Origin of the sequence: Pseudomonas sp. 44 R 15 (assembly GCF_900004965.1) — a bacterium.
Lineage (GTDB): Bacteria > Pseudomonadota > Gammaproteobacteria > Pseudomonadales > Pseudomonadaceae > Aquipseudomonas > Aquipseudomonas orientalis_A.
Map to the genome: position 1 here is coordinate 167462 of NZ_CVTU01000108.1, position 25224 is coordinate 192685.

Sequence of the window (25224 nt, forward strand, 5' to 3'; positions counted from 1 at the left end):
GAACCCGGTCAAGTGTGGGAGGGGGGCTTGCCCCCGATGCTGTTAGAAGCTCATATCCACCTTGGTCCAGAGCGTACGCCCCGGTTCCTTGATGGCCTGCGGGTCGCTTGCCGGGTAACCGAACCCGGCATTCCCCGCCAGGTTCAAATGCTCGGCGTATGCCTTGCCAAACAGGTTGTCGACCCCGCTGCTGACCTTGAAGTGCTTATTGATGCGGTACGCGGCGTTGAGCGAGAACACGCCAAAACCGCCGCTTGTGTCGTAGTCCTTACCGACCACGTTGCCTTTGTTCGGGTCGATGCGGTTCTGCGCCGCGACCACGCGCCACAACGCGCCGGCACTCCAATCGTCCTGGCTGTAGGTCAGGCCCAGGCGCGCATCCAGCGGCGGCATCTGCGGCAGGGCGTTGCCGTCGCTGCTGTTCTTGCCCCAGGCGTAGGCCAGGCTGGCATCGGCTTTCCAGTGAGTGGTCAGCTTGTACGCCGCGCCCAGTTCACCGCCCATGATGCGTGCGTCGACATTGCGCGCCTGGGAGGTGGTGCCCATCATCCCGGGCCGGTAGTCGAACAGGATGAAGTCGCGCACCTGGCCGACATAAGCCGAGGCCCAGGCGTCAAGGTTGGCGGTTTTGTATTGCGCGCCAACATCCAGCTGGGTGGTCTTCTCCGGCTTAACGCCGTCGAAGGCATTCACCGAGCCGGCCGCGCCGGTGTTGGGGGAGAACAGTTCCCAGTAGTCCGGGAAGCGTTCAGCGTGACCCAGACCCGCATAAACGGTAGTGGGCGTGTCCGCAAGATCATGCTCAAAGCGCACGAAGCCCGAGGGCAAGGTGTCTGCGCGGGTGGCGTCGGCGGTGGGGTTGGCGCGGCTCATCATTGCCGAGCCGGTGCGTTGGCGAAAATCCCTGGCCGAGGCACGATCCAGGCGGGCGCCGGTGATCAGGCGGTCAGTGTCGGCGGCGTACCAGGTCAGTTCACCGAACACGCCGTAGTTGTGAAAGTCGGCGTCCTTGCTGCGCGGCAGGTCCTTGTAGGTGTCGATGCCCATGCTGCTGCGCGCGCGGTGCTCGTTGGTCTGCGCGTCCAGGCCGCCGATCAGTTGCACATCGGCCCAGCGCCAGGTCGCCTTGATCCGCCCACCGAGGGTGCGCCGATCGACGTTGGAGGCCATGGGCCCGGCCATCATGCCGGTGCCCGAGGGGACGCGCAGGCTGTAGTTGTCCATGACGTGGTCGGCGTAGTTGTAGTAGACCTGGGCCTCGACTTTGTCCAGCACCTCGCCGATGTTGGACTTTTCGAAACGCAGGCCGAGGCTTTCGCGCAGGAACTGCGAGCCGTCCATGCCGCGCCCGGCATAGCGCGCTTCGCCATCGCCACGGCCGGCGGTGAGTTCCAGCAGGGTGTCGGCGTCGGGGGTGAAACCGACGGCCACATCGCCATTCCACTTGTCATAACGCGAGGCCACGCGGTCGTTGTTGCCGTCCTTGTAGTCGTCGGCATGGGCCTGGTTGCCGATCACCCGCACATAGCCCAACGGCCCTCCGGCAGCGGCATCGATGACCTTGTCGAAACGCCCGTTGGAGCCGGCCAGCACACTGGCATTGACCCGGGTACCCAGCTCGCCGAACTGCTCGGGCTCGCGCTCGAACAGGATCGTACCGGCTGACGCGCCGGGGCCCCAGAGCACGGTTTGCGGGCCTTTGATCACGGTGAGCTTGTCGTAGGTTTCCGGCGAGATATACGAGGTGGGCGCATCCATGCGGCCCGGGCAGGCGCCGAGCATCATGCCGCCGTTGGTAAGGATATTCAGGCGCGAACCGAACATGCCGCGCAACACCGGGTCACCGTTGGTGCCGCCGTTGCGCACCAGGGCGAAGCCTGGGATGGTCTTGAGGTAATCGCCGCCATCGCTGGCGGGCACCGGCTGGCGTGGATCCTTGGGGTGGGTGACAACGGTGAGCGGCGAGCTGGGGGCGATCGCGGTGACGACCGTGGGGCTCAGCTCGTGTTCGTCAGCATGGGCGTGTGGCGCAAGCAGCGCGCCGCACAGAACGGCGAAAACCGGGGCAGCGCCCAATCGGGTGTCAGCAGAAAACCTGGACATGAAAAATTCCATCAATCAGTCGTAAACAACACGGCCAGCAGCCTGCGGCTGTCTGTTTGAAGTCGGCCGGGGTGAAGTAGCGCGGTGAAGGGCTTACGACGCGATGGGCGGCGCACGACTGCGCGCGCCGGGGAAGATGCTCTGCCGGGCATGACCCAGGCGCGGGGTGGGAATGAGCGCGTTGGCGGGCGGCGGGGTGCCGAGGGTGATGTAGGAGACGCTGCCGGGCAGGGCCGGGCAACTGAACAGCAGGCTGCAATAGCCGCATTTTTCCCAGAGGACATGATGTTCGTCGGGGGCTTTGCTCGGCTTGGGCTCGCCGTGGCACGCGGGCATGTCCATGGACATACCGGCGTGATGATCCATCGGCATCGCCTGGGAAATCAGCGGACCGATAAAGATCATCAACATGGCGAACAGGCTGACCCAACTGCCGCGCATCAAGCGGCGGCGTGGAGACAACCTGGCGCTGCGGGCGCCCATCGGGGGAGTCCTACTGGGCGTGCTTATGCTCGTGAGCGGTCATCGGCGGCGACTTCTGAACCGATACGTTCACCTCGACCTTGCCGGCTTTTTCAAACGTCAGGGTCAGTGGGAATCGCTTGCCATCGGCCAACAGGCTGCGGTCCTTGAGGCCCAGCAGCATCACGTGATAGGCCATCGGCGCGAACGTCAGCTCGCCCTTGGCCGGTACGGCAACGCTGGGCACTTGCTGCATCTTCATCAGGTCGCCCTGCATCACATGCTCGTGCAGCTCGGCTTTCTCGGCCACGCTGGTTTCAACGCCGAGCAGGCGATCCGGGGCAGTCCCGGTGTTATGAATCACAAAGTACGCCGCGACGGTGGGCGCATTCGGTGGCAACTCCTGGGACCAAGGGTCGCTGACCAACAGGTCACCGGCCTTGTAGTCCTCGGCATTGGCAGCACTGAACACCGGCAGCAGCAACGCCGCCAGAAGCAGGGAAGATTTGAGCATGGCAGTTCTCCGGAACGGTTCTAAACGCAGTTCACTTGCGAAGAAGATCAGACCGTTGGAGAGGCGCGGGGATTGAGGCTCGGCCATTGCCGGCGCGGGGCGGGATTGCGCAACACGCGCGGCGGCAGGCTCTGCAGCGCTTGCTGGCGCGTCACATACAACTGCGGCGCATGCCCCGGCAACGCCACCCACGGCGCCGAGCCCGAGCAACACCAGCAATGCTGCATGGCGGAGTGATCGTCCGGCGCTGCCGGGATTTCCAACTGGCCCAGGGCAATGGCCTGCAGGCTGGCGCCATTGGACGAACAGAACCCACCCAACAGCAGGCGCTTGACCGGGTCATCGGTCTGCTGCATCGCACTGGCCAGCGGCATGGCAAACGCATTGAACAGCACTGCAAGGCAGGCGATCCAGGCAATTGCAAAGCGTTGACGGGCCATGGCGGATAATCCGTAGGGTTAAACGATCAGGCGGGTATTTAGCCTGATCGGGGGAGATAAGTAAAAACGCGTGGTGTGGTGTGGTGTCGCAGTGTCGGGTTTGAGGATAGACGGGGAATTGAGTGGGTGCCGAACTTCAAGGCTGCGCAGGTCAACTGTGGGAGGGGGCTTGCTCCCGAGTGCGGAGGATCAGCCAGAAAATCAGTGACTGACGCACCGCTATCGGCGGCAAGCCCCCTCCCACATTGCCTGTAGCATCGCTGATGCTGGTTGTTGTACCAATTATGCAGCGGGAACTCCGTGCACCTGCATGTCGACACCTAAGGCTTTTCTGATCACTGCAAAAATCGCGGCGAGGTTATCCATGCTTGGATTACCGCTGGCTGAGAGCATTCGGTGCAGGCTTTTACTCGGTTTGGCAGTTTCTTTCGCAAGTCCTTCAAAACCCACCGTGGCGTTGACCAAATCACGCAGAATCACGCGGGAAACTTCCGGCTCACCGTTGAGAAACAGCGTAGCGGCCTCGTCGAGAAGAGCTTGGGCAAATGCAGGGTCGCGCTTGGCACGTTCAGCGATGGTGTGCTTGTAGCTACGGGTTAACGCCATGCTGGTTACCTCTTTTGTTTCAATTTCTTGTCACGCTGATGCTCATTGATCAGCGACTTAACGACTTTGATATCGCGCTTTTGACTGGACTTGTCCCCGCCACCGAACAGGATGATTAATCGTAGGCCTTCCTGTATCAGATAGATTCGCAGGCCTGGCCCCCAATCGATGCGGTATTCACCGAACCCGTCGCACCACTTGATGTTGCTGGTGTTGCCCATTTCAAGTCGAACCAGAGCGGTCGTAACTCTGGTTGCCGCCGGCACACTCAAGGATGAAAACCACTCATCGAACGGGCTGGACAGGTTGTCACGTCGGTATTCTTCAATCTCGATCATTCGCCGTCCTGAAGGTAACAAATAGGTTACTTATCAAGCAAGCGAGAGATCCTGACTTATCGAATGAAATTTGCCAACGCGATGAGTGTTTCTTCAGGCGACAAGAGTTCACGGTCTACATGAGCCAACACCGGCCGCTTCAACACCAACACCGGCACCCCACATTCCCGCGCCACTTCCAGCTTCGGTTCGGTGGCGGTGCTGCCGCTGTTCTTGCTGATCAGCACATCAATCCGGCGTCGTTCGAATAACGCCCGCTCATCCTCGATCAGAAACGGCCCGCGTGCGCCGATCACTTCACAGCGCTCGTTGCCCGGGTACACGTCCAGCGCGCGTAACGTCCAGAACTGGTCGGCGGGGATTTCATCGAGATGCTGCAAGGGTTCGCGACCCAAGGTGAACAGCGGGCGCTTGAAGGGCTTCAACGCTTGGATCAGCTCAGCCCAGTCAGACACTTCGCGCCAATCATCCCCGGCCTGCGGCTGCCACGCCGGACGTCGCAATGCCCAGCACGGCACAGCGCACAACCGTGCAGCCCGGGCCGCGTTGTGGCTGATCTGCGCTGCGTACGGATGGGTGGCATCGAGGATCAGGCTGATGCGTTCATCGCGAACAAACTGCGCCAACCCTTCAGCGCCTCCATAACCGCCGACGCGCACCTGGCAGGTCAGGTCGGTCGGCACGCGGCCCACGCCGGCCAAACTGTAGATATGCTCCGGCCCCAGGGTGCGGGCAATGGCCAGCGCTTCCGTCACGCCGCCCAGCAACAGAATCCTGTTCATAGCGGCTTGATCACTTCCAGCAGCGTGATCGGCAACGCCTGGCGCCAGGTGTCGAACTCGCCCAGTGGCTGCGCCTGGGCGACATGGATGCGGGTCAGTTCGCCGCCGTGCTCGGCGCGCCAGTTCATCAAGGTCATTTCGCTTTGCAGGGTCACGGCGTTGGCGACAAGGCGCCCGCCGGGGCGCAGGTGTTGCCAGCAGGTGTCGAGCACGCCGTCGCGGGTGACGCCGCCGCCGATGAAGATGGCGTCGGGTACCGGCAGGCCGTGCAACGCGTCCGGAGCTTTGCCGCGAATCAGGTGCAGGCCGGGCACGCCGAGGGCGTCGCGATTGTGTTCGATCAGGCCTTGGCGGCCCGGGTCGTGCTCGATCGCCAGGGCACGGCAGCTGGGGTGCGTGCGCATCCATTCGATGCCGATGGAACCGCTGCCCGCGCCCACATCCCACAGCAGTTCGCCGGGCATCGGGGCGAGGCGGGCGAGGGTCATGGCGCGCACATCGCGTTTGGTCAGTTGGCCGTCGTGCTGGAACGCCGAGTCCGGCAGGCCTGCCAGGCGCGACAAGGGCGGCGTGTCGCTGCAGGCCAGGCAATCGATGGCGACCAGGTTCAGATCGGCAGTGCCGAGGTGATGCCAGTCTGCGGCCAGGCCGTCCAAGCGCCGCTCGTTCGCGCCGCCCAAGTGTTCAAACACCGTCAATCGGCTGGGCCCGAACCCTGCCTGCGTCAATAACGCGGCAATCAACGCAGGGCTGCCACCATCATTGCTCAGCACCAGCAAGCGCACACCGCTGGCCAGGTGCGCGTTGATTGCCGCGAAGGGGCGGGACACCACGGACACCGTCACCACGTCCTGCAACGGCCAGCCCAAACGCGCCGCCGCCAGGGACACCGACGACGGAGCCGGTATAACCAGCAGCTCATCCGCCGCAATCTGGCGCGCCAGACTGGCGCCGACGCCATAGAACATCGGGTCACCACTGGCCAATACGCACACAGGCTCCCCACGCCGTGACAACACCGGCTCCAGGGAAAACGGGCTCGGCCACGCCTGGCGCTCGCCACTGATACACAATGGCAACAGGTCCAACTGGCGTTGGCCGCCTATAATCCGCGTAGCGCGCAACAGGGCGTGCCGGGCATTCCTGCCCAGGCCCTTGAAGCCGTCTTCACCGATGCCTACAACCGTCAGCCAGGGCGACATAGCAATTCCTTGAACGACATCCGACGGGCAGGCTTTTCATGCCGCCGGACAAAGCAGGCATAATACCGCGCCTTTACCCGTCAACCGGTAGCCCCGTGAACCCAACGCCCGCTGTAAATACCTTGCGCCCCTCGGCCTGTCCGGGGTTGCTGCGTATTGTCCAGGCGTTGGACGGCGGTATCTGTCGGGTCAAACTGGCCGGTGGTTCGCTTACCGCGGCCCAGGCCAACGCCGTGGCGGACGCTGCCCAGGCGTATGCGGGCGGGGTGATCGAGGCGACCAACCGCGCCAACCTGCAGATTCGCGGGATCGGCGCCGAGCAGGACGCCTTGATCGCAATGCTGCTGGCGGCCGGCCTCGGCCCGAGCAACGCGGCCGGTGATGACGTGCGCAACCTGATGCTCAGCCCCAGCGCCGGCATCGATCCGCAGATGCTGTTCGACACCCGCCCGCTGGCCGCGCAGATTCTCGCCACGTTGGACAGTCATCCGCGTCTTCATCAGTTGTCGGCCAAGTTCGCCGTGCAGCTGGACGGCGGTGAAGCCCTGGCGATGCTCGAGCATCACCATGACCTGTGGCTGTCGGCGTTTGTGCGCGAGGGGCAAACGCTGCTGGCGTTCGGCCTGGCCGGCTGCCCCGGCCTGAATGCGCCCGTGGCGGCCGTGCCGCTGGACCAGGGCCATGCGCTGGTGGTGGCGGTGCTGGAGGCCTTTCTCGACCTGGCGACGCCCGAGCAAACGCGCATGCGTCATCTGGCTGTGGATAAGTTATTGAGCCGCCTGAGCCTGCCGCTGCTGTCGGCCCAGGGCTTCAAACGCCCGGCCGGTGGTGCGCTGCTGCACATCGGAAGTTATCCCCAACCCCGGAAGAATCAGTTCTACGTCGCGGCAGTCGCGCCTCTGGGCCGTCTGGATTCGCGGATGCTTCAGGGCGCCGCGCAACTGGCCAGCGAGTACGGCGATGGCACGTTGCGCTTCACGCCCTGGCAAGGCGTGCTGCTGCCCAACATTGAACGCCCTGGCGCCGTCACCGACCGCTTGGGGCAACTGGGCTTTCTCTGTTCAATCGAGCAACCCCTTGCGCGCATGATTGCCTGCACCGGTTCCAGCGGTTGCGGCAAGGGCCTGGCCGATACCAAGGCCGACGCAGTGCAATTGGCCACCCTGCAACCCGGCGTGGAGGTGCACCTGTCCGGTTGCCCGCGCTCCTGCGCCGCCGCGCACACCGCGCCGGTCACCTTGCTGGCGGTGAGTCCCGGCCATTACGACCTTTATTTTCGCGACGCCGCCCATCCAGGTTTTGGCCGGCTGCACGCGCGCACTCTTTCCATTGAAGCGGCGGGCGCCCTGTTACGCGCTCGCCCACGGAGCAACACCGATGATTGATTACATCCGCGACGGTCAGGAGATCTATCGCAACTCCTTCGCCATTATTCGCGCGGAAGCCAACCTGGACCGCATCCCGGCCGACCTGGAAAAACTCGCGGTGCGGGTGATTCATGCCTGCGGCATGGTCGAGGCGATCGACGGCCTGCAATTCTCCGAAGGCGCGGGCAAGGCTGGGCGCGATGCGCTCGCGGCGGGCGCACCGATTTTATGCGATGCGCGGATGGTCTCCGAAGGCGTGACCCGCGCGCGCCTGCCGGCCAATAACGCGGTGATCTGCACCCTGCGTGATGACAGCGTGCCTGAGCTGGCGCGGGAGTTGGGCAACACCCGTTCCGCTGCCGCCCTGGAGCTGTGGCGTCCGCACCTGGCAGGCAGCGTGGTGGTGATCGGCAACGCGCCGACCGCCTTGTTCTACCTGCTGGAAATGCTCGACGCCGGCGCGCCGAAACCGGCGTTGATCCTCGGTTTCCCGGTGGGCTTTGTCGGCGCCGCCGAATCCAAGGCGATGCTTGCCGCCGACAGCCGTGGCGTGCCGTTCGTGATCATGCAGGGCCGTCTGGGCGGCAGTGCCATGGCCGCCGCCGCCGTCAATGCGCTCGCCACGGAGGTCGAATAATGCACCCACGCGGACGTCTGATCGGCCTGGGCGTGGGCCCCGGCGACCCGGAGCTGATCACCCTCAAGGCCCTGCGCCTGCTGCGCGAGTCGCCCGTGGTGGCGTACTTCGTGGCCAAGGGCAAGAAGGGCAATGCGTTCGGCATCATCGAGGACCATCTGGTGCCGCAACAAACCCTGATGCCCCTGGTGTACCCGGTGACCACCGAGGCGCTGCCGGCGCCGCTGTCCTATGAGCAAGTGATCAGCGACTTCTACGACACCGCCAGCGTCGATGTGGCGGCGCACCTGGATGCGGGTCGCGATGTGGCGGTGATCTGTGAAGGCGACCCGTTCTTCTACGGCTCCTATATGTACCTGCATGACCGCCTTGCCGAGCGCTATGAAGCGCAGGTCATCCCGGGCGTGTGTTCGATGCTGGGCGGCGCTTCGGTGTTGGGTGCGCCGCTGGTGTATCGCAACCAGAGCCTGTCGGTGCTGTCGGGGGTGTTGCCGCACGACGACCTCAAGCGCCGGCTGGCGGACGCTGACGCGGCGGTGATCATGAAGTTGGGGCGCAACTTCCACAAGGTGCGCCAAGTGTTGGAGGAACTCGGTCTGGCCGGGCGTGCGCTGTACGTGGAACGCGCCACCATGGCCAATCAGAAAATCGTGCCGCTGGACCAGGTGGAGCCGATGTCGTCACCGTATTTTTCCTTGATCATCGTGCCCGGTGAACGGTGGCAAGGTTGATGAGCCCGGCGATTGTCATTCTGGGCCAGGGCAGCCTGGCGACTGCGCGCAGGATCCAGCAGCTTTACCCGGCGGCGCAGATCCATGGCCTGACCGGTCGGGTCGACGGCGCGGACCTGGTCTACAGCGAATTCGGCGCCACACTGCGCCAGCTCTACCAACAGGGAACACCGCTGATTGCGCTGTGCGCCGCCGGCATCGTCATCCGTACCCTCGCGCCGCTGCTGCTCGAAAAAGGTGAGGAGCCGGCCGTGCTGGCCGTTGCCGAAGACGGCAGCGCCGTGGTGCCCCTGCTGGGCGGGCTGGGCGGTGTGAATGTGATGGCGCGGGAGATTGCCGCCGCGTTGGGGGTGGCGGCGGCGATCACCACCAGCGGCGAATTGCGCTTCGGCACCTGCCTGCTCAACCCGCCCAGGGGCTATGAGTTGGCGGACCTGGAGTTGGGCAAGCGCTTCGTCTCGGACCTGCTCGCCGGTGAAAGCGTGCGCATTGAAGGCGAAGCGCCCTGGCTGGCGCAGGCCAACTTGCCACAGGCCGCACAGGCGCGCCTGGCGATTCATGTGGGCAGTGCCGAGCGCGTGCCGGCCGCCAACGAATTAGTGATCTATCCGAAAACCGTCTGCGCCACCTGCAAGCCGGGCGCGCACCTGGCCGCACGTGTGCGCACCGCCTTGCATGAGGCAGGCATTGCCGTGCAGTCGCTGGCGTGCCTGCTTGCCAGCGACCTGCAGATGGCCGAAGCGTCGCTGCATGAGGCTGCGCTGGAACTGCGCGTACCGCTGCGGTTTGACAAGGTCGAGCCGCCGGCGGACATCACCCTCAGCGTGGCTGAACAGCCGTTGGACGTGTCACAGGTCGGCCGCCCACGTGGGCGCCTTGCCGTGATCGGGCTCGGTCCGGGCGCCGCTGACTTGATGGTGCCGGCGGTCAAGGCCGAGTTGGCGCGCTGCACCGATGTGCTGGGCTACGAAACCTACGTGCGCATGGCCGGGCCGTTCCGTGAAGATCAGGTGCAGCACTGCACGGACAACCGCGAAGAAATGCAGCGCGCCCGGCACGCCTTCGAGCTGGCCGCCCAAGGGCGCTCGGTGGTGGTGGTGTCGTCCGGCGACCCGGGTGTATTCGCCATGGCCGCTGCGGTGATCGAGGCGTTGCATGAGTCCAGCGACCCGGCCTGGCACCAGGTCGACCTGCAAATCCTGCCGGGCGTCTCGGCGTCCCTGGCCACCGCTGCCCAGGCCGGGGCGCCGCTGGGGCATGACTTCTGTGTGATGTCGCTGTCGGATAACCTCAAGCCGTGGTCGATCATCGAAAAGCGTCTGGACCTCGCGTCCCAGGCCGACCTGGCCCTGGCCTTCTACAACCCGATTTCCCGTGCGCGGCCGTGGCAACTGGGGCGTGCGCTGGAGATCGTCGCCCAGCACCGCACCCCTGAAACGCCGGTGGTGCTGGGCCGCGATATCGGTCGCCCGGGCCAGACGCTGTGCGTCACCACCCTGGGGCAACTCACCCCGGACCAGGTGGACATGCGCACCATGGTGCTGATCGGCTCGTCCACCACCTGCACCTTTGCGCGTGCCGGTGGCGGTGAGTGGGTGTACACCCCGCGCTGGTACGGCGATAAACCCGCCGGCTGAAAACAGCTCGGCAGTGGCCCGAAAGCTCCGAATGACTCCAGGATTTTTCTGTTGTCGTTCGGGGCTTTTTCTTTTTTTCACGACGAAACCACGAGGCTCATCGTGCATGCCGCGTTATTGCGGGTCGGCGCGTTTTGCCGGGCCGCGCCAAGGGATGTTTGTTGCCTGGAAAGCCCGTCGCTGAGTGGACTAGTGTGGTTACAAGCCCCGAGTCGGGGTGTACGTGGAGAATTGGGAAATGGAGCGACACCACAGAAGGATCAACAGTACAAAACGGCGCAAGCTGATTGCCGCCTACAAATTGCCGGGCGCGCCGGGCACGCCCGCGACGTTACCGCTGGACACCGAAGATGACTGCAATGCGGCGGTGGTCAACAACGGTGTGATTTCCTTTGCCGAGGGGCTGTCCGGGCTTAACCGCGAATACATCCGTAAAAGCTACCTGCTGGCCAGCAGTTACGTGAGCGATGTATTGAAGGTGCATCGGGGCACCGAGGCCTGGTACGACGAATTTATCAAAGTGATGGTCAGCCTCGGCTGGCTGCCGGTGCGCAGCAGCTTCGAGCGCGTCTCGCGCGCGGGCAGGGGGCTGACGGTGCAACTGACAGCGCTGAATATCATCGGCGCAATGCTCGCCTCGATGTCCATGTCGGGGCCGTTGCTCAGCCTGCTGCCGAAACTGGCCGCCGATGCGCTGGAGACCTTGAAGCAACTGCCGGCATCTTTCGATTTGTTCAAACGCAACAGCAGCGTGCACCAGGGCGGTGACTTCGGCGTGGCGTCCTGCGCTGAAACCAATGGCGAAGTGATGATGGTCCTGGTGACCTACAGCAGCCATGGCGTGAGCAAGCAGGTGGGGTTGCCGTTCCTTGAATGGGACAGCTCATCGTTCGAGGCCTTCAGCGGGCAGACCTGCCTGGTGCTCAACACCTCGGTGGTCAATGAACAGACCCTGCAACTGATGCGCGACAGTGCGGGTGACAACGTGCAGTCGGCCATCGCCAAATACCGGATCTAGGTCACCAGATAGCCACGGACCCCGGTAAAGATAATTTGCGCGGCCAGGGCGCACACGAACAAGCCCATCAACCGGCTGACAATCTGCAAGCCCTGGTCGCCAAGAATGCGTTCGATCCGATTGGACAGGTACAGCACCACCCCCACCGTGAGACTGGCCAGGGCGATGCTGAGGATGGCGGTGAGCTTGTCGTCCCAATGGGGCTGGCTCACCCCCATTACCAGCAATGCACCGATGGTGCCGGGGCCGACCGTGAGCGGGATGGTCAGCGGTACGATGGTCACGTCCTGCTGCACGTTATCGGTTTGCACCGCCGACTTGCCTTGGGCCATGCCCAGGGCGGAGATAAACAGCACGCTGCCGGCGCCGATGCGGAACGCGTCCACGGTGATGCCGAACACACTGAATATCACCCGGCCGAACAGGTACAGCAGCACGCTCGACACCAGCGTCGCCAACGCGACTTTCCAGGCCAGGCGCCGCCGCTCCTTGCTGGAATAGCCACGGGTCAGGCTGATAAAGCAGGACAGCACGAAGAACGGGCTGTAGAGCACCAGCATCTTCAGGTAAACGCTGAATAACACGTGGAGCATGGGGGGACTCGCGGGCGGTGGAAGTGTGGAGGAGTCTATCAGGCGACGCGCGTCAAATGTGGGAGGGGGCTTGCCCCCGATTGCGGAGTGTCAGCAGATACATCTGTGGCTGACCCACCGCTATCGGGGGCAAGTCGAATCGTCGCACCGCCCCTCCCACATTTGATTGGATTTCAATCAGGACGGCGCGTGTTCCGGGCGTTGCTGGCGCTGCACAACCCAGTAATCCACCAGCTCGCGCAGCTGTGACAGTTCCACCGGCTTGGCCATATGCCCGTCCATCCCCGCCTGGCGCGCGCGTTCTTTATGTTCCGAGAGAATATGCGCCGTGAGCGCCACCACCGGCGTGCGCACACGTTGGTGGCTGACCTCCCACGCGCGCAGCTGCTGGGTGGCGGAGAAACCATCGAGGATCGGCATTTCACAGTCCATCAGCACCAGGTCATAGCGTTGGGCTTTCATCGCCTCCAACGCTTCTTCGCCGTTGCTGGCGGTATCCGGGTTGAGGTTGAGCTTGCCGAGCATGCCGCGTATCACTTTGGTGGAGATACTGTTGTCCTCGGCCACCAGGATGCGGAAGTCGCTGGGCACGGTAATGGCTGCCGGCGCGGCGGGAGCGAGGCGAGGGTGGGGGGCGCCTTTGCTGCGCTGGGTCAGTTCGTCGGCCAGGGTGGTCTTGAGCGTATAACCGGCCACCGGCTTGGCGAGGATGCGCTTGATCCCGCAGTTGCGCGCGATGATCTTGCTCGGCGCGTTGCTGATGCCGGTGAGCATGATCAGCAGGATATCGTGGTTCAGGCTCGGGTCTTCCTTGATCTTGGCCGCCAGTTGCATGCCGGTCATGCCGGGCATGTTCTGGTCCAGCAACACCACGTCGAAGTAATCGCGCAGGTGCGCCTTGGTGCGCAGCAGGGCCAGGGCCTCTTTGCCCGAAGCCACGGCGCTGACGTTCAGGCCCCAGGCCGAGCATTGCTGCAGCAGCACCTTGCGGCAGGTGTCGTTGTCGTCCACCACCAGTACCCGTGCGTCCTTGAGCGGGCCGTCGAGATCGGAGGTCGGGTGCTCGAGGCGTTCGGGGTCCAACGGCAGGGTCAGCCACAGGGTGCTGCCCTGGTGACTGCCGCTCTTGACGCCGAATTCGCCGTTCATCAACAGGATCAACTGGCGTGCGATCACCAGGCCCAGGTGGCCGCTCAAGCGTGTGGCCGAGAGGAAGTTCTTGCTGTGCAGTTCGCTGTGCATCAGGGCGTCGCGCTCGGCGGCGTCCATGGGCACGCCGCTGTCTTGCACGGCAATGCGCAGGCGTGGCTGGGTGCTGCGCTCGTCGAGGGCAACGACGATCAGCACTTCGCCCTCGTCGGTTTTATGCAGGGCGTTTTCCAGCAGGCTCAACAGCGCCTGGCGCAGGCGTGTCGGGTCACCGCTGATCACGCGCGGCACCTGGGGCTGGATAAAGCTGATCAGCTCGACATTCTGCTGCTCGGCCTTGGCGCGGAAGATGCTCAGGCAGTCGTCGATCAGCGCGTTGAGGTCGAACTGCACATCATCGAGTTCGATCTGCCCCGATTCGAGCTTGGAGATGTCGAGGATTTCGTTGATCAGCGTGAGCAATTCGTTGCCGGCACTGTGAATGGTCTGCACGTAGTCGCGTTGTTTCACCGACAACGGCGTGCCCAGCAGCAACTCGGTCATGCCCAGCACGCCGTTCATGGGGGTGCGGATTTCGTGGCTGATCTTCGCCAGGAACTCGGCCTTGGCCGCGATTTCGGCATTGCTCGCGGCCAGGTCGCGGCTGAGGCTGAAGCGCGTTTCAACAATGGCGCGCTGGCGTTCGCCGAGGGCCAGGCTCATCAGCAGGCCGCTGATGCAGATGAAACTCAGCAGGGTGATGATCAGGCCTTGCGGTGCCAACAACGTGAGGCCGAGCAGGGCGGGAAGAATGATCAGCGTGCCGATGTTGAACACCACCATCCCCGCCACGAACAGGCGCGCCGGACGATAGCCCCGTTGCCAGTGATAGGCCGAGACAAACAGCATGCTCAGGCCGGCCAGCGCCACCAGGGCATAGGTGATGATGTTCAGCGGCAGGGTGTTGACGAACAACAGCAGCAGGCCACACAGCACGATCACCAATATGTCGGCCATCAACAGTTTGTTCAGCGGGTGCGGGCCCAGCGGCATGAAGAAGCGATAGGCAAACATCAGCCCGCACGGCGCGGTCAGCAGCAGGGCGAGGTAGGCGCCGGGGGTCTGGATCGCGTGCCAGTTGGGCAACCACGGCCCCACCACGTTGAGCAACAGCGCCAGGCTGAGCATCAGCAGGAACTCACACGCGGCCAGCCACAGGCTGCTGCGCGAGCGGTGGTAGGCGAAGCGCGTGAGGTTATGCAGGATCAGCATCAGCAGGACGCCGAACAGCAAGCCGTAGACCAGCGTCTGGTTCTGGTTGGCGGCGGCGAGTACGGCGGGTTCCAGGGTGATATAGGGGCGCAGCTCGTGTTCCGACACCAGGCGCAGGTAAACCTCGAGCGGGCGCTGGCTCTGTGGCATCGGCAGCATGAAGTCACTGCTGGGCAGCGGGCGCTCGGCCTGGGGTTGGCGCGTGCCGGTGGTCTGCTGCTCCACCAGGCTGTTGCCGTCCAGCACATACAGGCTCAGGCTCGACAAGTCCGGGGCGAACACCCGCAGCACCTGTTCATGCTTGCCGGGTTGCAGCTTGAAGCGTACCCACAACGCACCGTCCGGCGGCGCGGCGGTAATCCGGTCCAGTTCGATGGGGCTGAATTGATTGGTGTAGCGCGAGGAACGGATGTCGCTCAGTTGCAGGTCGGCCTGATCATCGAGCAAGACTGCCCAACCACTGCCTTGCGCCGCGGCTTGAGCCGGGACCAGGCAGAGCAGGGTCAGCAGACTGACGGTAAAACCTAAGGCGATCCTGAGCCAGCGCACGGCGAAGTCCCTTCGTAGGTGAATGCACGGGTTAACTATGCGCGGGGCGGCATGAGTACGGCAAGGGCCAGAGGCCCTTACCTACCCGAACGGATAGCTACTCAGTGGTTCTCGCCGCGTTCACGGGCAATGGCGCGGTAACCGATATCGGTGCGGTAGAAGCAGCCTTTCCAGTCGATTTTCGCGGCCAACTTGTACGCTTGCTGCTGCGCGGCGTCGACGCTGGCGCCCATCGCGGTGGCGCACAGCACGCGGCCACCGGCGGTGACGACCTTGCCGTCCTGCAGCGCAGTGCCGGCATGAAACACTTTGCCTTCCAGCGCAGCCGCGGCGTCCAGGCCTTCAATCACATCGCCCTTGGCGTAATCGGCAGGGTAACCGCCGGCCGCGAGCACGATGCCGACGCTCGGGCGTGGGTCCCACTGTGCTTCGACCTTGTCCAGGGCCTGGGCCAGCGCGGCCTCCACCAGCAGCACCAGGCTCGATTGCAGGCGCAGCATCACCGGTTGGGTTTCCGGGTCGCCGAAGCGGCAGTTGAACTCGATGACTTTCGGGTTGCCGGCTTTGTCGATCATCAGGCCGGCGTAGAGGAAACCGGTGTAGACGTTGCCTTCGTCGGCCATGCCGCGCACGGTCGGCCAGATCACCAGGTCCATGACGCGCTGGTGCACCTGGGCGGTGACCACCGGCGCCGGGGAATAAGCACCCATGCCGCCGGTGTTCGGGCCGCTGTCGCCGTTGCCGACGCGCTTGTGGTCCTGACTGGTGGCCATCGGCAAGACGTTCTTGCCGTCGACCATCACGATGAAGCTGGCTTCTTCGCCGTCGAGGAATTCCTCGATGACCACGCGCGAACCGGCATCACCAAAGGCGTTGCCGGCGAGCATGTCGCGTACGGCGTCCTCGGCTTCCTGCAGGGTCATGGCGACGATCACGCCTTTACCGGCGGCCAGGCCGTCGGCCTTGATCACGATTGGCGCACCTTTTTCACGCAGGTAAGCCAGGGCCGGCTCGATCTCGGTGAAGTTCTGGTAGTCGGCGGTCGGGATCTTGTGGCGCGCCAGGAAGTCCTTGGTGAAGGCTTTCGAGCCTTCCAGTTGAGCGGCGCCGGCGGTCGGGCCGAAGCAATCCAGGCCACGGCTGCGGAACAGGTCGACCACGCCGGCAACCAATGGGACTTCCGGACCGACGATGGTCAGGGAGACGTTCTTTTCGGCAAAGTCCGCCAGTTGCTCGAGCGCCAACACGTCGATGGCGACGTTTTCGCACTTGGCTTCAATGGCGGTACCGGCGTTGCCGGGCGCAACGAAGACTTTCTGCACACGGGGGTCCTGGGCAACTTTCCAGGCCAGGGCGTGTTCACGGCCACCGCTGCCAATGATCAAAACATTCATTTCAAAAACCTCAAATTCTGTGGGCTGATCGTTCCCACGCTCTGCGTGGGAATGCAGTCCGGGACGCTCTGCGTCCCAAGCGTGACGCGGAGCGTCACAAGAGGCATTCCCACGCGGAGCGTGGGAACGATCAAGCAGTGGTGTTTAGTGGCGGAAGTGGCGCATGCCGGTGAAGACCATCGCAATACCGGCTTCATCAGCAGCCGCGATGACTTCAGCATCACGCATCGAACCACCCGGTTGGATCACGGCGGTCACGCCGGCTTTCGCGGCATTGTCCAGGCCATCACGGAACGGGAAGAACGCATCGGACGCCATCACCGAGCCCACCACCTGCAAACCGGCATGTTCAGCCTTGATCGCGGCGATACGCGCCGAGTTCACACGGCTCATCTGGCCGGCGCCGACACCGATGGTCTGGCGGTTCTTGGCGTAGACGATGGCGTTGGATTTGACGTACTTGGCCACTTTCCAGGCGAAGATCAGGTCGTTGATCTCTTGCTCGGTGGGCGCGCGTTTGGTCACGACTTTCAGGTCTTCGCTGCCGATCATGCCGATGTCGCGGCTCTGTACCAGCAGGCCGCCGTTGACGCGCTTGTAGTCCCAGGCAGCGGCGCGGTCAGCTGACCATTCACCGCAGGCCAGCAGGCGCACATTGGCTTTGGCCGCGACGATGGCGCGGGCCTCTTCGCTGACGCTTGGCGCGATGATCACTTCAACGAACTGGCGCTCGACGATCGCCTTGGCGGTCTCGGCGTCCAGTTCGCGGTTGAAGGCGATGATGCCGCCGAACGCCGATTCGGTGTCGGTGGCGTAGGCCAGTTCGTAGGCCTGGCGAATCCCGCCTTCAGCGTCCGGGCTCACCGCCACGCCGCACGGGTTGGCGTGCTTGACGATCACGCAGGCCGGCTTGACGAAGCTCTTCACGCATTCCAGCGCGGCGTCGGTGTCGGCCACGTTGTTGTAGGACAGCTCCTTGCCTTGCAGCTGGGTCGCAGTGGCAATGCCGACTTCGGCCGGTTTTGCCTCCACGTAGAACGCCGCGCTCTGGTGCGGGTTCTCGCCGTAGCGCATTTCCTGGGCCTTGATGAACTGGCTGTTGAAGGTGCGCGGGAACTGGCTGCGGCCTTCTGTGCTCAAGGTCTCGGCCGCCTGGTTCACGGTGCCCATGTAGTTGGCGATCATGCCGTCGTAGGCGGCGGTGTGTTCGAACGCCTTGAGCATCAGGTCGAAACGCTGGGCGTAGGTCAGGCCACCGGCCTTCAGGCTTTCCAGGACGTTGGCGTAGTCGCCGGCATTGACCACGATGGCCACGTCTTTATGGTTCTTGGCGGCCGAGCGGACCATGGTCGGGCCGCCGATATCGATGTTTTCGATGGCGGTCGGCAGGTCGCAACCTGGCTTGTTGATGGTGGCTTCGAAGGGGTAGAGGTTGACGGCGACCAGGTCGATCGGCTTGATGCCGTGCTCGTTCATGATGGCGTCGTCGATACCGCGACGGCCGAGGATGCCGCCGTGAATTTTCGGGTGCAGGGTTTTGACCCGACCGTCCATCATTTCCGCGAAACCGGTGTAATCCGCGACTTCTACTGCGGCCACGCCGTTGTCCTGCAGCAGTTTGAAGGTCCCGCCCGTGGAGAGGATTTCCACGCCCAGGGCTTCCAGCTCCCGGGCAAATTCGAGGATCCCGGTCTTGTCGGAAACACTGATCAAGGCGCGGCGGATCGGCAGGCGGGTAGTCTGGTCGGTCATTTCAATTTCCATCAAAAGCAAAGGAGTCAGCAAAAAAGGCGACCGTTTTTACGCGGGCGCCTTTCTGGTTTGATTGAATGCTTACAGCAAATCGTACTGCTTGAGCTTTTTGCGCAAGGTCCCACGATTGAGGCCCAGCAGCTCACTGGCTTTGGTCTGGTTGCCCTTGACGTAGTTCATCACGCTTTCGAGCAGGGGCGCCTCGACTTCGGAGAGCACCAGGTTGTACACGTCCGTGACGGAAGCACCCTCGAGGTGGGCGAAATAATTGTGCAGCGCCTTCTCGACACTCCCGCGAAGGGTCTGGCCTTCTTCGCTCGGCGTGTTGAGGTGCTGTTTCAAATTGACGTTGTCGCTCACGGGTGCTGTTCCACTCACTAAAGTCTCGGTCATCAAGGTCATGCGGCCACCCCTTCTCCATCCCCTGTTGCCAGGCTCTTGTCACGTTCGGCGAAGAATTCACGAACGATGGCGACCTGTGCCTGCGTTTCATCCAAACGATTGAACTGAGCGCGCAATTCCTTGGCGCCCGGCAAGGTGGCGAGGTACCAGCCGACATGCTTGCGAGCAATACGTACGCCCATCACGTCCCCATAGAAGGCGTGCAGGGCGGCCAGATGCTCCAGCAGAATACGTTCCACCTCGGTCAGTCCCGGTGCCGGCAACACGTCGCCGGTACGCAGGAAATGCTCGATTTCACGGAAAATCCATGGCCGCCCCTGGGCGGCCCGGCCGATCAACAAGCCGTCGGCACCGGTGGCGTGCAGCACGCGCCGGGCTTTTTCGGCTGAATCGATATCGCCATTGGCAAACACCGGCATCGACACGGCCTGCTTGATCGCGGCAACAGTGTCGTACTCGGCTTCCCCGGTATAAAGATCGGCGCGGGTGCGGCCATGCACCGCCAGCGCTGCAATACCCGCCTGTTCGGCGATCTTCGCCACCGTCAGGCCATTCTTGTTGTCCCGGTCCCAGCCGGTACGAATCTTCAGGGTCACCGGCACATCGACTGCGGCGACAACGGCCTGCAGGATCTCGGCAACCAACTGCTCATCTTTCAACAGGGCGGAACCGGCGGCCTTGTTGCAGACCTTCTTGGCCGGGCAGCCCATGTTGATATCAATGATCTGCGCGCCCAGCTCCACATTGGCCCTGGCCGCATCCGCCAGCATCTGCGCATCTCCCCCGGCGATCTGCACCGAGCGCGGCTCGGGATCACCTTCGTGGATCATGCGCATCCGCGACTTGCGGGTGTTCCACAAACTCATGTCGCTGGTGACCATTTCAGAGACTACTAGACCCGCGCCCAAACGTTTGCAGAGCTGACGAAAGGGCTGGTCCGTGACGCCCGCCATCGGGGCGAGGATCAAGCCGTTGTGCAATGTATATGGGCCGATGCGTACCGCCGACATAGGACTTCCCTGTTGTGGGGCCGGATCATTAGAGTTCGAAAAAGGGTTGGCATGATACCCGCTCTCGATGACTGGATAAAGGCTGAATTGGATAAAATCTGAACAGTTATTTTTTTATCGCCATCGGTTTGGTTGACGCCGGTGCAGTCAATAATCCGTCGTCAAACCACGGTTGCGGCGTGGCTTCATTCGGGCGAATGGAAGGTCAGGCTGTAATTCACGGCTTTGTTGCCGGGGTCGAGGATGTCCAGGGAGATGTGGATCGGCACCTGCGACGGCATTTCGCTGACCCCGGCCAATTCGCCGCTGAGGTATTCGGCGGGCTTGAAGCGCCGACTGGCGATCAGGCCGCCGTTGAGGTCGGCAAAGCGCAGTTCCAGCAGCGGGAAGGGCTGGGAGAAGGTTGCGCGGTTGTAGATGATCGCATCCACCACAAGGGCCCCGGCGAACTCCGGGTGGCTGCGCACCACCAGGTTGCTGCTCTTGATATGGGCGATGTCGACCCGCGATGGCACGGTGCAGCCCAAGGTCGGGCACAGTTGCTGGAACCACGGGCGGTAGGTGTCCTGGCGGGCCAGTTCGTCGAATTGGTAGGCGATGTACTGGCCTGCCAGGCCGGCGGCAGCCAGCAGTACCAGCACGATCCAGATCAGGCGGCGACCCCAGCCTGACGCGCGCTTGTGCGCATACAGGTGCAGCGGATCGTCTTCCAGCTCCTGGAACAGGTCGTCGTGGGCGCTGGAATCGGCGCGCACTCGCTTGCGCCGCGATTGCGCACGCTCGTCGACTGCGTTCGCCGCCGGGGTCAGGGGTGTGAACGGTGGGTCCGGATCATCATCGTCGGGCGGGGTCTCACGCAGTGGCGGCTCGTCGTCGATATCGTCGGTGTGAAAGGACATGGACGGTTCGGTGCGGGCGCTCGGCGCAGATTCCGCTTCGGCGGGCAGGTCGCGTTCCTGCGGCGGCTCGCTGAACAGACTGGCGGCCCATTTTTCTTCCTCGGCCTTGACCGTATGGCGGCTGGCGCTGAGGGCGTCGTCCTTGTGCCGACGGTCGGCCCCCGGCTGGCGCCGTTCTGCGCCGACGGGCTGGGTGTGCTGAATCTCGCGGCGCTCGAGTTTGGCCAGCTCTTCGTCCAGGTCCAGGTTGTCCAGGTCCAGTTCTTCGGCCGTCCACTGCTTCTGGCTGATGGCGCGTGGGGCTTCGGCGGCAGGCTCAAGCACCGGGGCGTGGTCGGGAGCATAGTCAGGAGCTTGGTCAGGAGCGTGGCCAGGTTGCATTTGCGCCCGTTGCTCCAGCAACTGGCGAGCGGCATTGAACACTTGCAGGCACGAGCCGCAGCGCACCACGCCGCGGGCCACGTTCAACTGAGCGTGGCTGACGCGAAAGCGCGACTGGCAATGCGGGCACTGGGTGACGAAACTGTCGGTCATGCGGCCATCCGATTCAGGCAAGCGCTCATTCTAGCGCCGACGTCCACTGATGCGCACCCAACCGTCACGGTTGGCGATGGGGTCCAGCTCGAAATCCCTGGCGTAGGCGGCAGCGACCTCTTCGCCCTGCTCGGCGAGGATGCCCGACAGCGCCAGGCGCCCGCCCGGCTTGACCAGGCTCGACAACTGCGGCGCCAGTGACACCAGCGGCCCGGCGAGAATATTGGCGACCAGCACGTCGGCCTGTACCTGCGGCAAGTCCTCAGGCAGATAGAGTGGGAATTTGCCTTCAGGAATGTGGTTGCGCCCGGCGTTATCGCGGGAAGCTTCCAGTGCTTGCACGTCGATATCGGTGCCCACGGCTTCGTTGGCGCCCAGCAGCAGGGCGGCGATCGCCAGGATCCCCGAGCCGCAGCCGAAGTCGAGCACGTTGCAGTCGGTCAGGTCCTGGCCGTCCAGCCATTCCAGGCACAGCGCGGTGGTGGGGTGAGTGCCGGTGCCGAACGCCAGGCCCGGGTCCAGCAACAGATTGACGGCCTCCGGCTCGGGTGCGGCGTGCCAGCTCGGTACGATCCACAGGCGCTGGCCGAAGCGCATGGGCTGGAAGTTATCCATCCAGCTGCGTTCCCAGTCCTGGTCTTCGATCACTTCGCTGTGATGCTCGGGCAGCGGGCCGCCGGTGAGCAATTCCATATGCGCCAGCACGGCGGCGGCATCGGTGCCGTCTTCGAACAGGGCCAGCAGATGGGTGTGGGACCACAGCGGGGTGGTGTTGAGTTCCGGTTCGAAGATCGGCTGGTCTTCGGCATCCATGAAAGTCACCGACACGGCGCCGACTTCGAGGAAAGCGTCTTCGTAGGTTTCGGCTTGTTCCGGGCTGATGGCGAGACGAACTTGCAGCCAAGGCATGGCGGGCACCTTTGAAAAAAATGAGTGTGCAGCGCGTAGGCCGCGAAAGCGCGCAAGTTTACGCGAGCGAACGGCAGAAGACGACATTACTGAATGAATGCGGAGCAAATGTGGGAGGGGGCTTGCCCCCGATAGCGGTGGATCAGATACAGATACTGAGACTGACACACCGCAATCGGGGGCAAGCCCCCTCCCACATTTGGACTGTGTATGGCCTGAAAGTTGGGGTGCACAAACAACAAAACCGCCCGAAGGCGGCTTTGTTGGGTGGAGCACTTACTGGTTGGCCAGCTTGTGTTCCAGGTAGTGAATGTTCACACCACCTTCGCAGAAGCCTTCATCACGAACCAGGTCCCGATGCAGCGGGATGTTGGTCTTGATGCCGTCGACCACGATTTCGTCCAGGGCGTTGCGCATGCGGGCCATGGCCTCGTCGCGGGTCGCGCCCCAGGTGATCAGCTTGCCGATCAGCGAGTCGTAGTTGGACGGAACCTTGTAGCCGCTGTACAGGTGCGAATCCACACGTACGCCGTTGCCGCCGGGCGCGTGGAAATGCTTGACCAGGCCAGGGCTCGGCATGAAGGTTTGCGGGTCTTCGGCGTTGATTCGGCACTCCAGGGAGTGGCCGTGGATCTTCACGTCGTCCTGGGTGAAGGACAGCACGTTGCCGGCGGCGATGCTGAGCATCTCCTTGACGATGTCGATACCGGTGACCATCTCCGAAACCGGGTGTTCTACCTGCACGCGAGTGTTCATCTCGATGAAGTAGAAACGGCCGTTCTCGTAGAGGAACTCGAAAGTACCGGCGCCACGGTAGTTGATGTCGATGCACGCCTTGACGCAGCGCGCCAGGACTTCCTGGCGAGCCTTTTCGTCCAGACCCGGTGCCGGCGCTTCTTCCAGGACCTTCTGGTGACGACGTTGCAGCGAGCAATCGCGGTCACCCAGGTGGATCGCGTGGCCCTGGCCGTCGGACAGTACCTGCACTTCCACGTGACGTGGGTTGGTCAGGTACTTCTCCAGGTAGACCATCGGGTTACCGAACCAGGCGCCCGCTTCGGAGCGGGTCTGCTTGGCGGCTTCGATCAGGTCTTCTTCCTTGTGCACCACGCGCATGCCGCGACCACCACCACCACCGGCGGCCTTGATGATCACCGGGTAACCGACTTCGCGACCAATGCGCAGCGCGGTTTCTTCGTCTTCCGGCAACGGGCCGTCGGAACCTGGAACGGTTGGCACGCCGGCTGCAATCATGGCGTCCTTGGCCGAAACCTTGTCGCCCATCAGGCGAATGGTTTCGGCTTTAGGGCCGATGAAGGCGAAGCCGGATTTTTCCACCTGTTCGGCGAAATCGGCGTTTTCCGCGAGGAAGCCGTAGCCCGGGTGGATGCCATCAGCGCCGGTCACTTCAGCGGCCGCGATGATGTTCGAGACTTTCAGGTACGAGTTCGTGGCCAGTGGCGGGCCGATGCAGATGCTTTCGTCCGCCAGTTTCACGTGCATCAATTCGGTATCGGCCGTCGAGTAAACAGCGACGGTCTTGATGCCCTCTTCCTTACAGGCGCGCAGGATACGCAGCGCGATCTCGCCGCGGTTGGCGATCAGGACTTTTTGCAGTTTCTTCGCAGGTTTCAACATCGAAGGTGCTCCGCGGTTCAAACGATGGTGAACAGCGGCTGGTCGTACTCAACCGGCTGACCGTTTTCTACCAGGATGGATTCAATGACGCCGGCTTTTTCCGCAGTGATGTGGTTCATCATCTTCATCGCTTCAACGATGCAGATGGTGTCGCCCACTTTCACGGTCTTGCCCACTTCAACGAAGGCCGGCGAGGTCGGTGCCGGGGTGCGGTAGAAGGTACCGACCATTGGCGACTTGACCACGAAACCGTTCAGCTCAGGGGCTGCCGGGGCCGCAGGTGCTGCGGCTGGAGCGGCGGCGGCAGGTGCGGCAGCGGCTGGCGCCGGTGCTTGCATCTGGGGTGCGTAGAACTGTTGGGCCGGGGTCTTGCTGTGACGGCTGATCCGTACGGACTCTTCGCCTTCCTTTATTTCCAGCTCGTCGATACCGGATTCTTCCAGCAGTTCGATCAGTTTCTTAACTTTACGGATATCCATGAATCATCAACTCCCAAGGGTCGGTCAGGGGCGTTTAGCCTGTTCTTCAACGTGTTCCAGGGCGGCCTCCAGGGCCAGTCGGTAACCGCTGGCGCCAAGGCCGCAGATCACTCCTACCGCTACATCGGAGAAGTAAGAGTGATGGCGGAAAGCTTCGCGTTTGTGCACGTTCGATAAATGCACTTCGATGAATGGGATGCTCACCGCCAGCAGCGCGTCACGTAATGCAACGCTTGTATGCGTGAAAGCGGCGGGATTGATCAGAATAAAGTCCACACCTTCGCCGCGCGCGGCATGGATGCGATCAATCAATTCATACTCGGCATTGCTTTGCAGGTAGAGCAAATGGTGGCCGGCAACACGGGCCCTCTGTTCCAGATCGAGGTTGATCTGCTCCAGCGTCACTGACCCGTAGACGCCCGGTTCACGGGTGCCGAGCAGGTTCAGGTTGGGTCCGTGAAGAACCAGTAAGGTCGCCATCGGCTGTTCCTTGTTATTGGTTGGGGTAGCGCAGAACCCGGCGACTATGCCGCAAAGCCTTTGTGACTGTCCAGTTCTATGCAGTAGCCAGCACGATTAGCGAGGATAGCGCGAAATTTGTGACTGTGACTTGGGATTCGGTCATGGGTAATACAGTCGTGAAATCGCGGGAGATCCCATGTGGGAGGGGGCTTGCCCCCGATGGCGGCCTCTGGGCCGACCAGGATGCTGGATTGGAACGAGTACATATCCGGTTCTGCGGTCACGGCCACTTAGGGTTCCGCCCTTACGGCGGCTCACTTTTGAAAAGCGCAAAAGTAAGCAAAACGCTCTTGCCCCACCACTCGG

The 25224-nt window shown here is 63.1% G+C and carries 24 protein-coding genes; 5 read left to right on the plus strand and 19 right to left on the minus strand.

Annotated features, from left to right (window positions below):
- Nucleotides 1-42: 42 nt before the first annotated feature.
- The 8 genes from BFP93_RS20155 to BFP93_RS20190 all read right to left on the minus strand — a co-directional run bounded on the left by BFP93_RS20155 (nucleotide 43) and on the right by BFP93_RS20190 (nucleotide 6447).
- Nucleotides 43-2103: a TonB-dependent copper receptor gene (locus BFP93_RS20155; RefSeq protein WP_065894571.1), complete on the minus strand. Its 2061-nt coding sequence runs from the start codon at nucleotides 2101-2103 to the stop codon at nucleotides 43-45.
- Nucleotides 2104-2196: 93 nt separating this feature from the next.
- Nucleotides 2197-2586, minus strand: a complete 390-nt coding sequence (locus BFP93_RS20160; RefSeq protein ID WP_065894574.1) for a DUF2946 domain-containing protein — start codon at nucleotides 2584-2586, stop codon at nucleotides 2197-2199.
- A 10-nt stretch (nucleotides 2587-2596) separates the two neighbouring features.
- Nucleotides 2597-3079 carry a copper chaperone PCu(A)C gene (locus tag BFP93_RS20165; RefSeq protein ID WP_065894576.1) on the minus strand — a complete coding sequence of 161 codons (483 nt, stop codon included), beginning with the start codon at nucleotides 3077-3079 and terminating at the stop codon, nucleotides 2597-2599.
- Between the two features lie 47 nt (nucleotides 3080-3126).
- Nucleotides 3127-3519 (minus strand): DUF2946 domain-containing protein, encoded by a 393-nt coding sequence (locus BFP93_RS20170; protein ID WP_065894578.1) that lies wholly within the window; start codon nucleotides 3517-3519, stop codon nucleotides 3127-3129.
- Between the two features lie 282 nt (nucleotides 3520-3801).
- On the minus strand, nucleotides 3802-4125 hold the full coding sequence (locus BFP93_RS20175; protein WP_065894580.1) for a helix-turn-helix domain-containing transcriptional regulator: 324 nt from the start codon (nucleotides 4123-4125) through the stop codon (nucleotides 3802-3804).
- A gap of 5 nt (nucleotides 4126-4130) precedes the next feature.
- Complete coding sequence (locus BFP93_RS20180; protein ID WP_065894581.1) at nucleotides 4131-4463, minus strand: type II toxin-antitoxin system RelE/ParE family toxin; 333 nt, start codon at nucleotides 4461-4463, stop codon at nucleotides 4131-4133.
- Nucleotides 4464-4519: 56 nt separating this feature from the next.
- Entirely contained in the window at nucleotides 4520-5245 is a 726-nt protein-coding gene (locus BFP93_RS20185; protein ID WP_065894582.1) for a cobalt-precorrin-6A reductase, read from the minus strand.
- Nucleotides 5242-6447: a bifunctional cobalt-precorrin-7 (C(5))-methyltransferase/cobalt-precorrin-6B (C(15))-methyltransferase gene (locus BFP93_RS20190; protein WP_065894584.1), complete on the minus strand. Its 1206-nt coding sequence runs from the start codon at nucleotides 6445-6447 to the stop codon at nucleotides 5242-5244. The genes BFP93_RS20185 and BFP93_RS20190 overlap by 4 nt, the downstream gene beginning before the upstream one ends.
- Nucleotides 6448-6485: 38 nt before the next feature.
- On the opposite strand from BFP93_RS20190, the gene cobG reads away from it, so the two are divergent.
- The 5 genes from cobG (at nucleotide 6486) to BFP93_RS20215 (ending at nucleotide 11837) form a co-directional block, all read left to right on the plus strand.
- A complete protein-coding gene (gene cobG / locus BFP93_RS20195; RefSeq protein ID WP_065894586.1) occupies nucleotides 6486-7832 on the plus strand; it encodes a precorrin-3B synthase in 1347 nt (448 codons plus the stop codon).
- Nucleotides 7825-8451, plus strand: coding sequence for a precorrin-8X methylmutase (locus BFP93_RS20200; protein ID WP_065894588.1), 627 nt, complete (start codon nucleotides 7825-7827; stop codon nucleotides 8449-8451). The genes cobG and BFP93_RS20200 overlap by 8 nt, the downstream gene beginning before the upstream one ends.
- A complete protein-coding gene (locus tag BFP93_RS20205) occupies nucleotides 8451-9182 on the plus strand; it encodes a precorrin-2 C(20)-methyltransferase (protein ID WP_065883437.1) in 732 nt (243 codons plus the stop codon). Before BFP93_RS20200 ends, BFP93_RS20205 begins: the two co-directional genes overlap by 1 nt.
- Entirely contained in the window at nucleotides 9182-10819 is a 1638-nt protein-coding gene (gene cobJ / locus BFP93_RS20210; protein ID WP_065894590.1) for a precorrin-3B C(17)-methyltransferase, read from the plus strand. Before BFP93_RS20205 ends, cobJ begins: the two co-directional genes overlap by 1 nt.
- A gap of 238 nt (nucleotides 10820-11057) precedes the next feature.
- Nucleotides 11058-11837, plus strand: coding sequence for a hypothetical protein (locus BFP93_RS20215; protein ID WP_065894591.1), 780 nt, complete (start codon nucleotides 11058-11060; stop codon nucleotides 11835-11837).
- Here BFP93_RS20215 and BFP93_RS20220 read toward each other — a convergent pair.
- The 11 genes from BFP93_RS20220 to aroQ form a co-directional block, all read right to left on the minus strand.
- Nucleotides 11834-12430 (minus strand): MarC family protein, encoded by a 597-nt coding sequence (locus tag BFP93_RS20220; RefSeq protein WP_065883442.1) that lies wholly within the window; start codon nucleotides 12428-12430, stop codon nucleotides 11834-11836. The genes BFP93_RS20215 and BFP93_RS20220 overlap by 4 nt on opposite strands.
- Nucleotides 12431-12607: 177 nt before the next feature.
- Complete coding sequence (locus BFP93_RS20225) at nucleotides 12608-15379, minus strand: hybrid sensor histidine kinase/response regulator (protein ID WP_065894592.1); 2772 nt, start codon at nucleotides 15377-15379, stop codon at nucleotides 12608-12610.
- A gap of 101 nt (nucleotides 15380-15480) precedes the next feature.
- The gene (purD, locus tag BFP93_RS20230; protein ID WP_065883445.1) at nucleotides 15481-16773 is read right to left on the minus strand and encodes a phosphoribosylamine--glycine ligase; all 1293 of its coding nucleotides are present in this window, start codon (nucleotides 16771-16773) and stop codon (nucleotides 15481-15483) included.
- Nucleotides 16774-16917: 144 nt separating this feature from the next.
- Nucleotides 16918-18525, minus strand: coding sequence for a bifunctional phosphoribosylaminoimidazolecarboxamide formyltransferase/IMP cyclohydrolase (purH, locus tag BFP93_RS20235; RefSeq protein ID WP_065894593.1), 1608 nt, complete (start codon nucleotides 18523-18525; stop codon nucleotides 16918-16920).
- A gap of 81 nt (nucleotides 18526-18606) precedes the next feature.
- The gene (fis, locus tag BFP93_RS20240; RefSeq protein ID WP_007250933.1) at nucleotides 18607-18927 is read right to left on the minus strand and encodes a DNA-binding transcriptional regulator Fis; all 321 of its coding nucleotides are present in this window, start codon (nucleotides 18925-18927) and stop codon (nucleotides 18607-18609) included.
- Entirely contained in the window at nucleotides 18924-19937 is a 1014-nt protein-coding gene (gene dusB, locus BFP93_RS20245; RefSeq protein WP_065883448.1) for a tRNA dihydrouridine synthase DusB, read from the minus strand. Before dusB ends, fis begins: the two co-directional genes overlap by 4 nt.
- Nucleotides 19938-20122: 185 nt before the next feature.
- A complete protein-coding gene (locus BFP93_RS20250; protein ID WP_065894595.1) occupies nucleotides 20123-21370 on the minus strand; it encodes a DUF3426 domain-containing protein in 1248 nt (415 codons plus the stop codon).
- 30 nt (nucleotides 21371-21400) lie between these two features.
- Nucleotides 21401-22279, minus strand: coding sequence for a 50S ribosomal protein L11 methyltransferase (prmA, locus tag BFP93_RS20255; RefSeq protein ID WP_065894597.1), 879 nt, complete (start codon nucleotides 22277-22279; stop codon nucleotides 21401-21403).
- A 276-nt stretch (nucleotides 22280-22555) separates the two neighbouring features.
- Complete coding sequence (gene accC, locus BFP93_RS20260) at nucleotides 22556-23917, minus strand: acetyl-CoA carboxylase biotin carboxylase subunit (RefSeq protein ID WP_065894600.1); 1362 nt, start codon at nucleotides 23915-23917, stop codon at nucleotides 22556-22558.
- Nucleotides 23918-23934: 17 nt separating this feature from the next.
- Nucleotides 23935-24396, minus strand: a complete 462-nt coding sequence (gene accB, locus BFP93_RS20265) for an acetyl-CoA carboxylase biotin carboxyl carrier protein (protein ID WP_065894602.1) — start codon at nucleotides 24394-24396, stop codon at nucleotides 23935-23937.
- A gap of 24 nt (nucleotides 24397-24420) precedes the next feature.
- Entirely contained in the window at nucleotides 24421-24876 is a 456-nt protein-coding gene (gene aroQ / locus BFP93_RS20270) for a type II 3-dehydroquinate dehydratase (RefSeq protein ID WP_065894604.1), read from the minus strand.
- Between the last annotated feature and the right edge of the window lie 348 nt (nucleotides 24877-25224).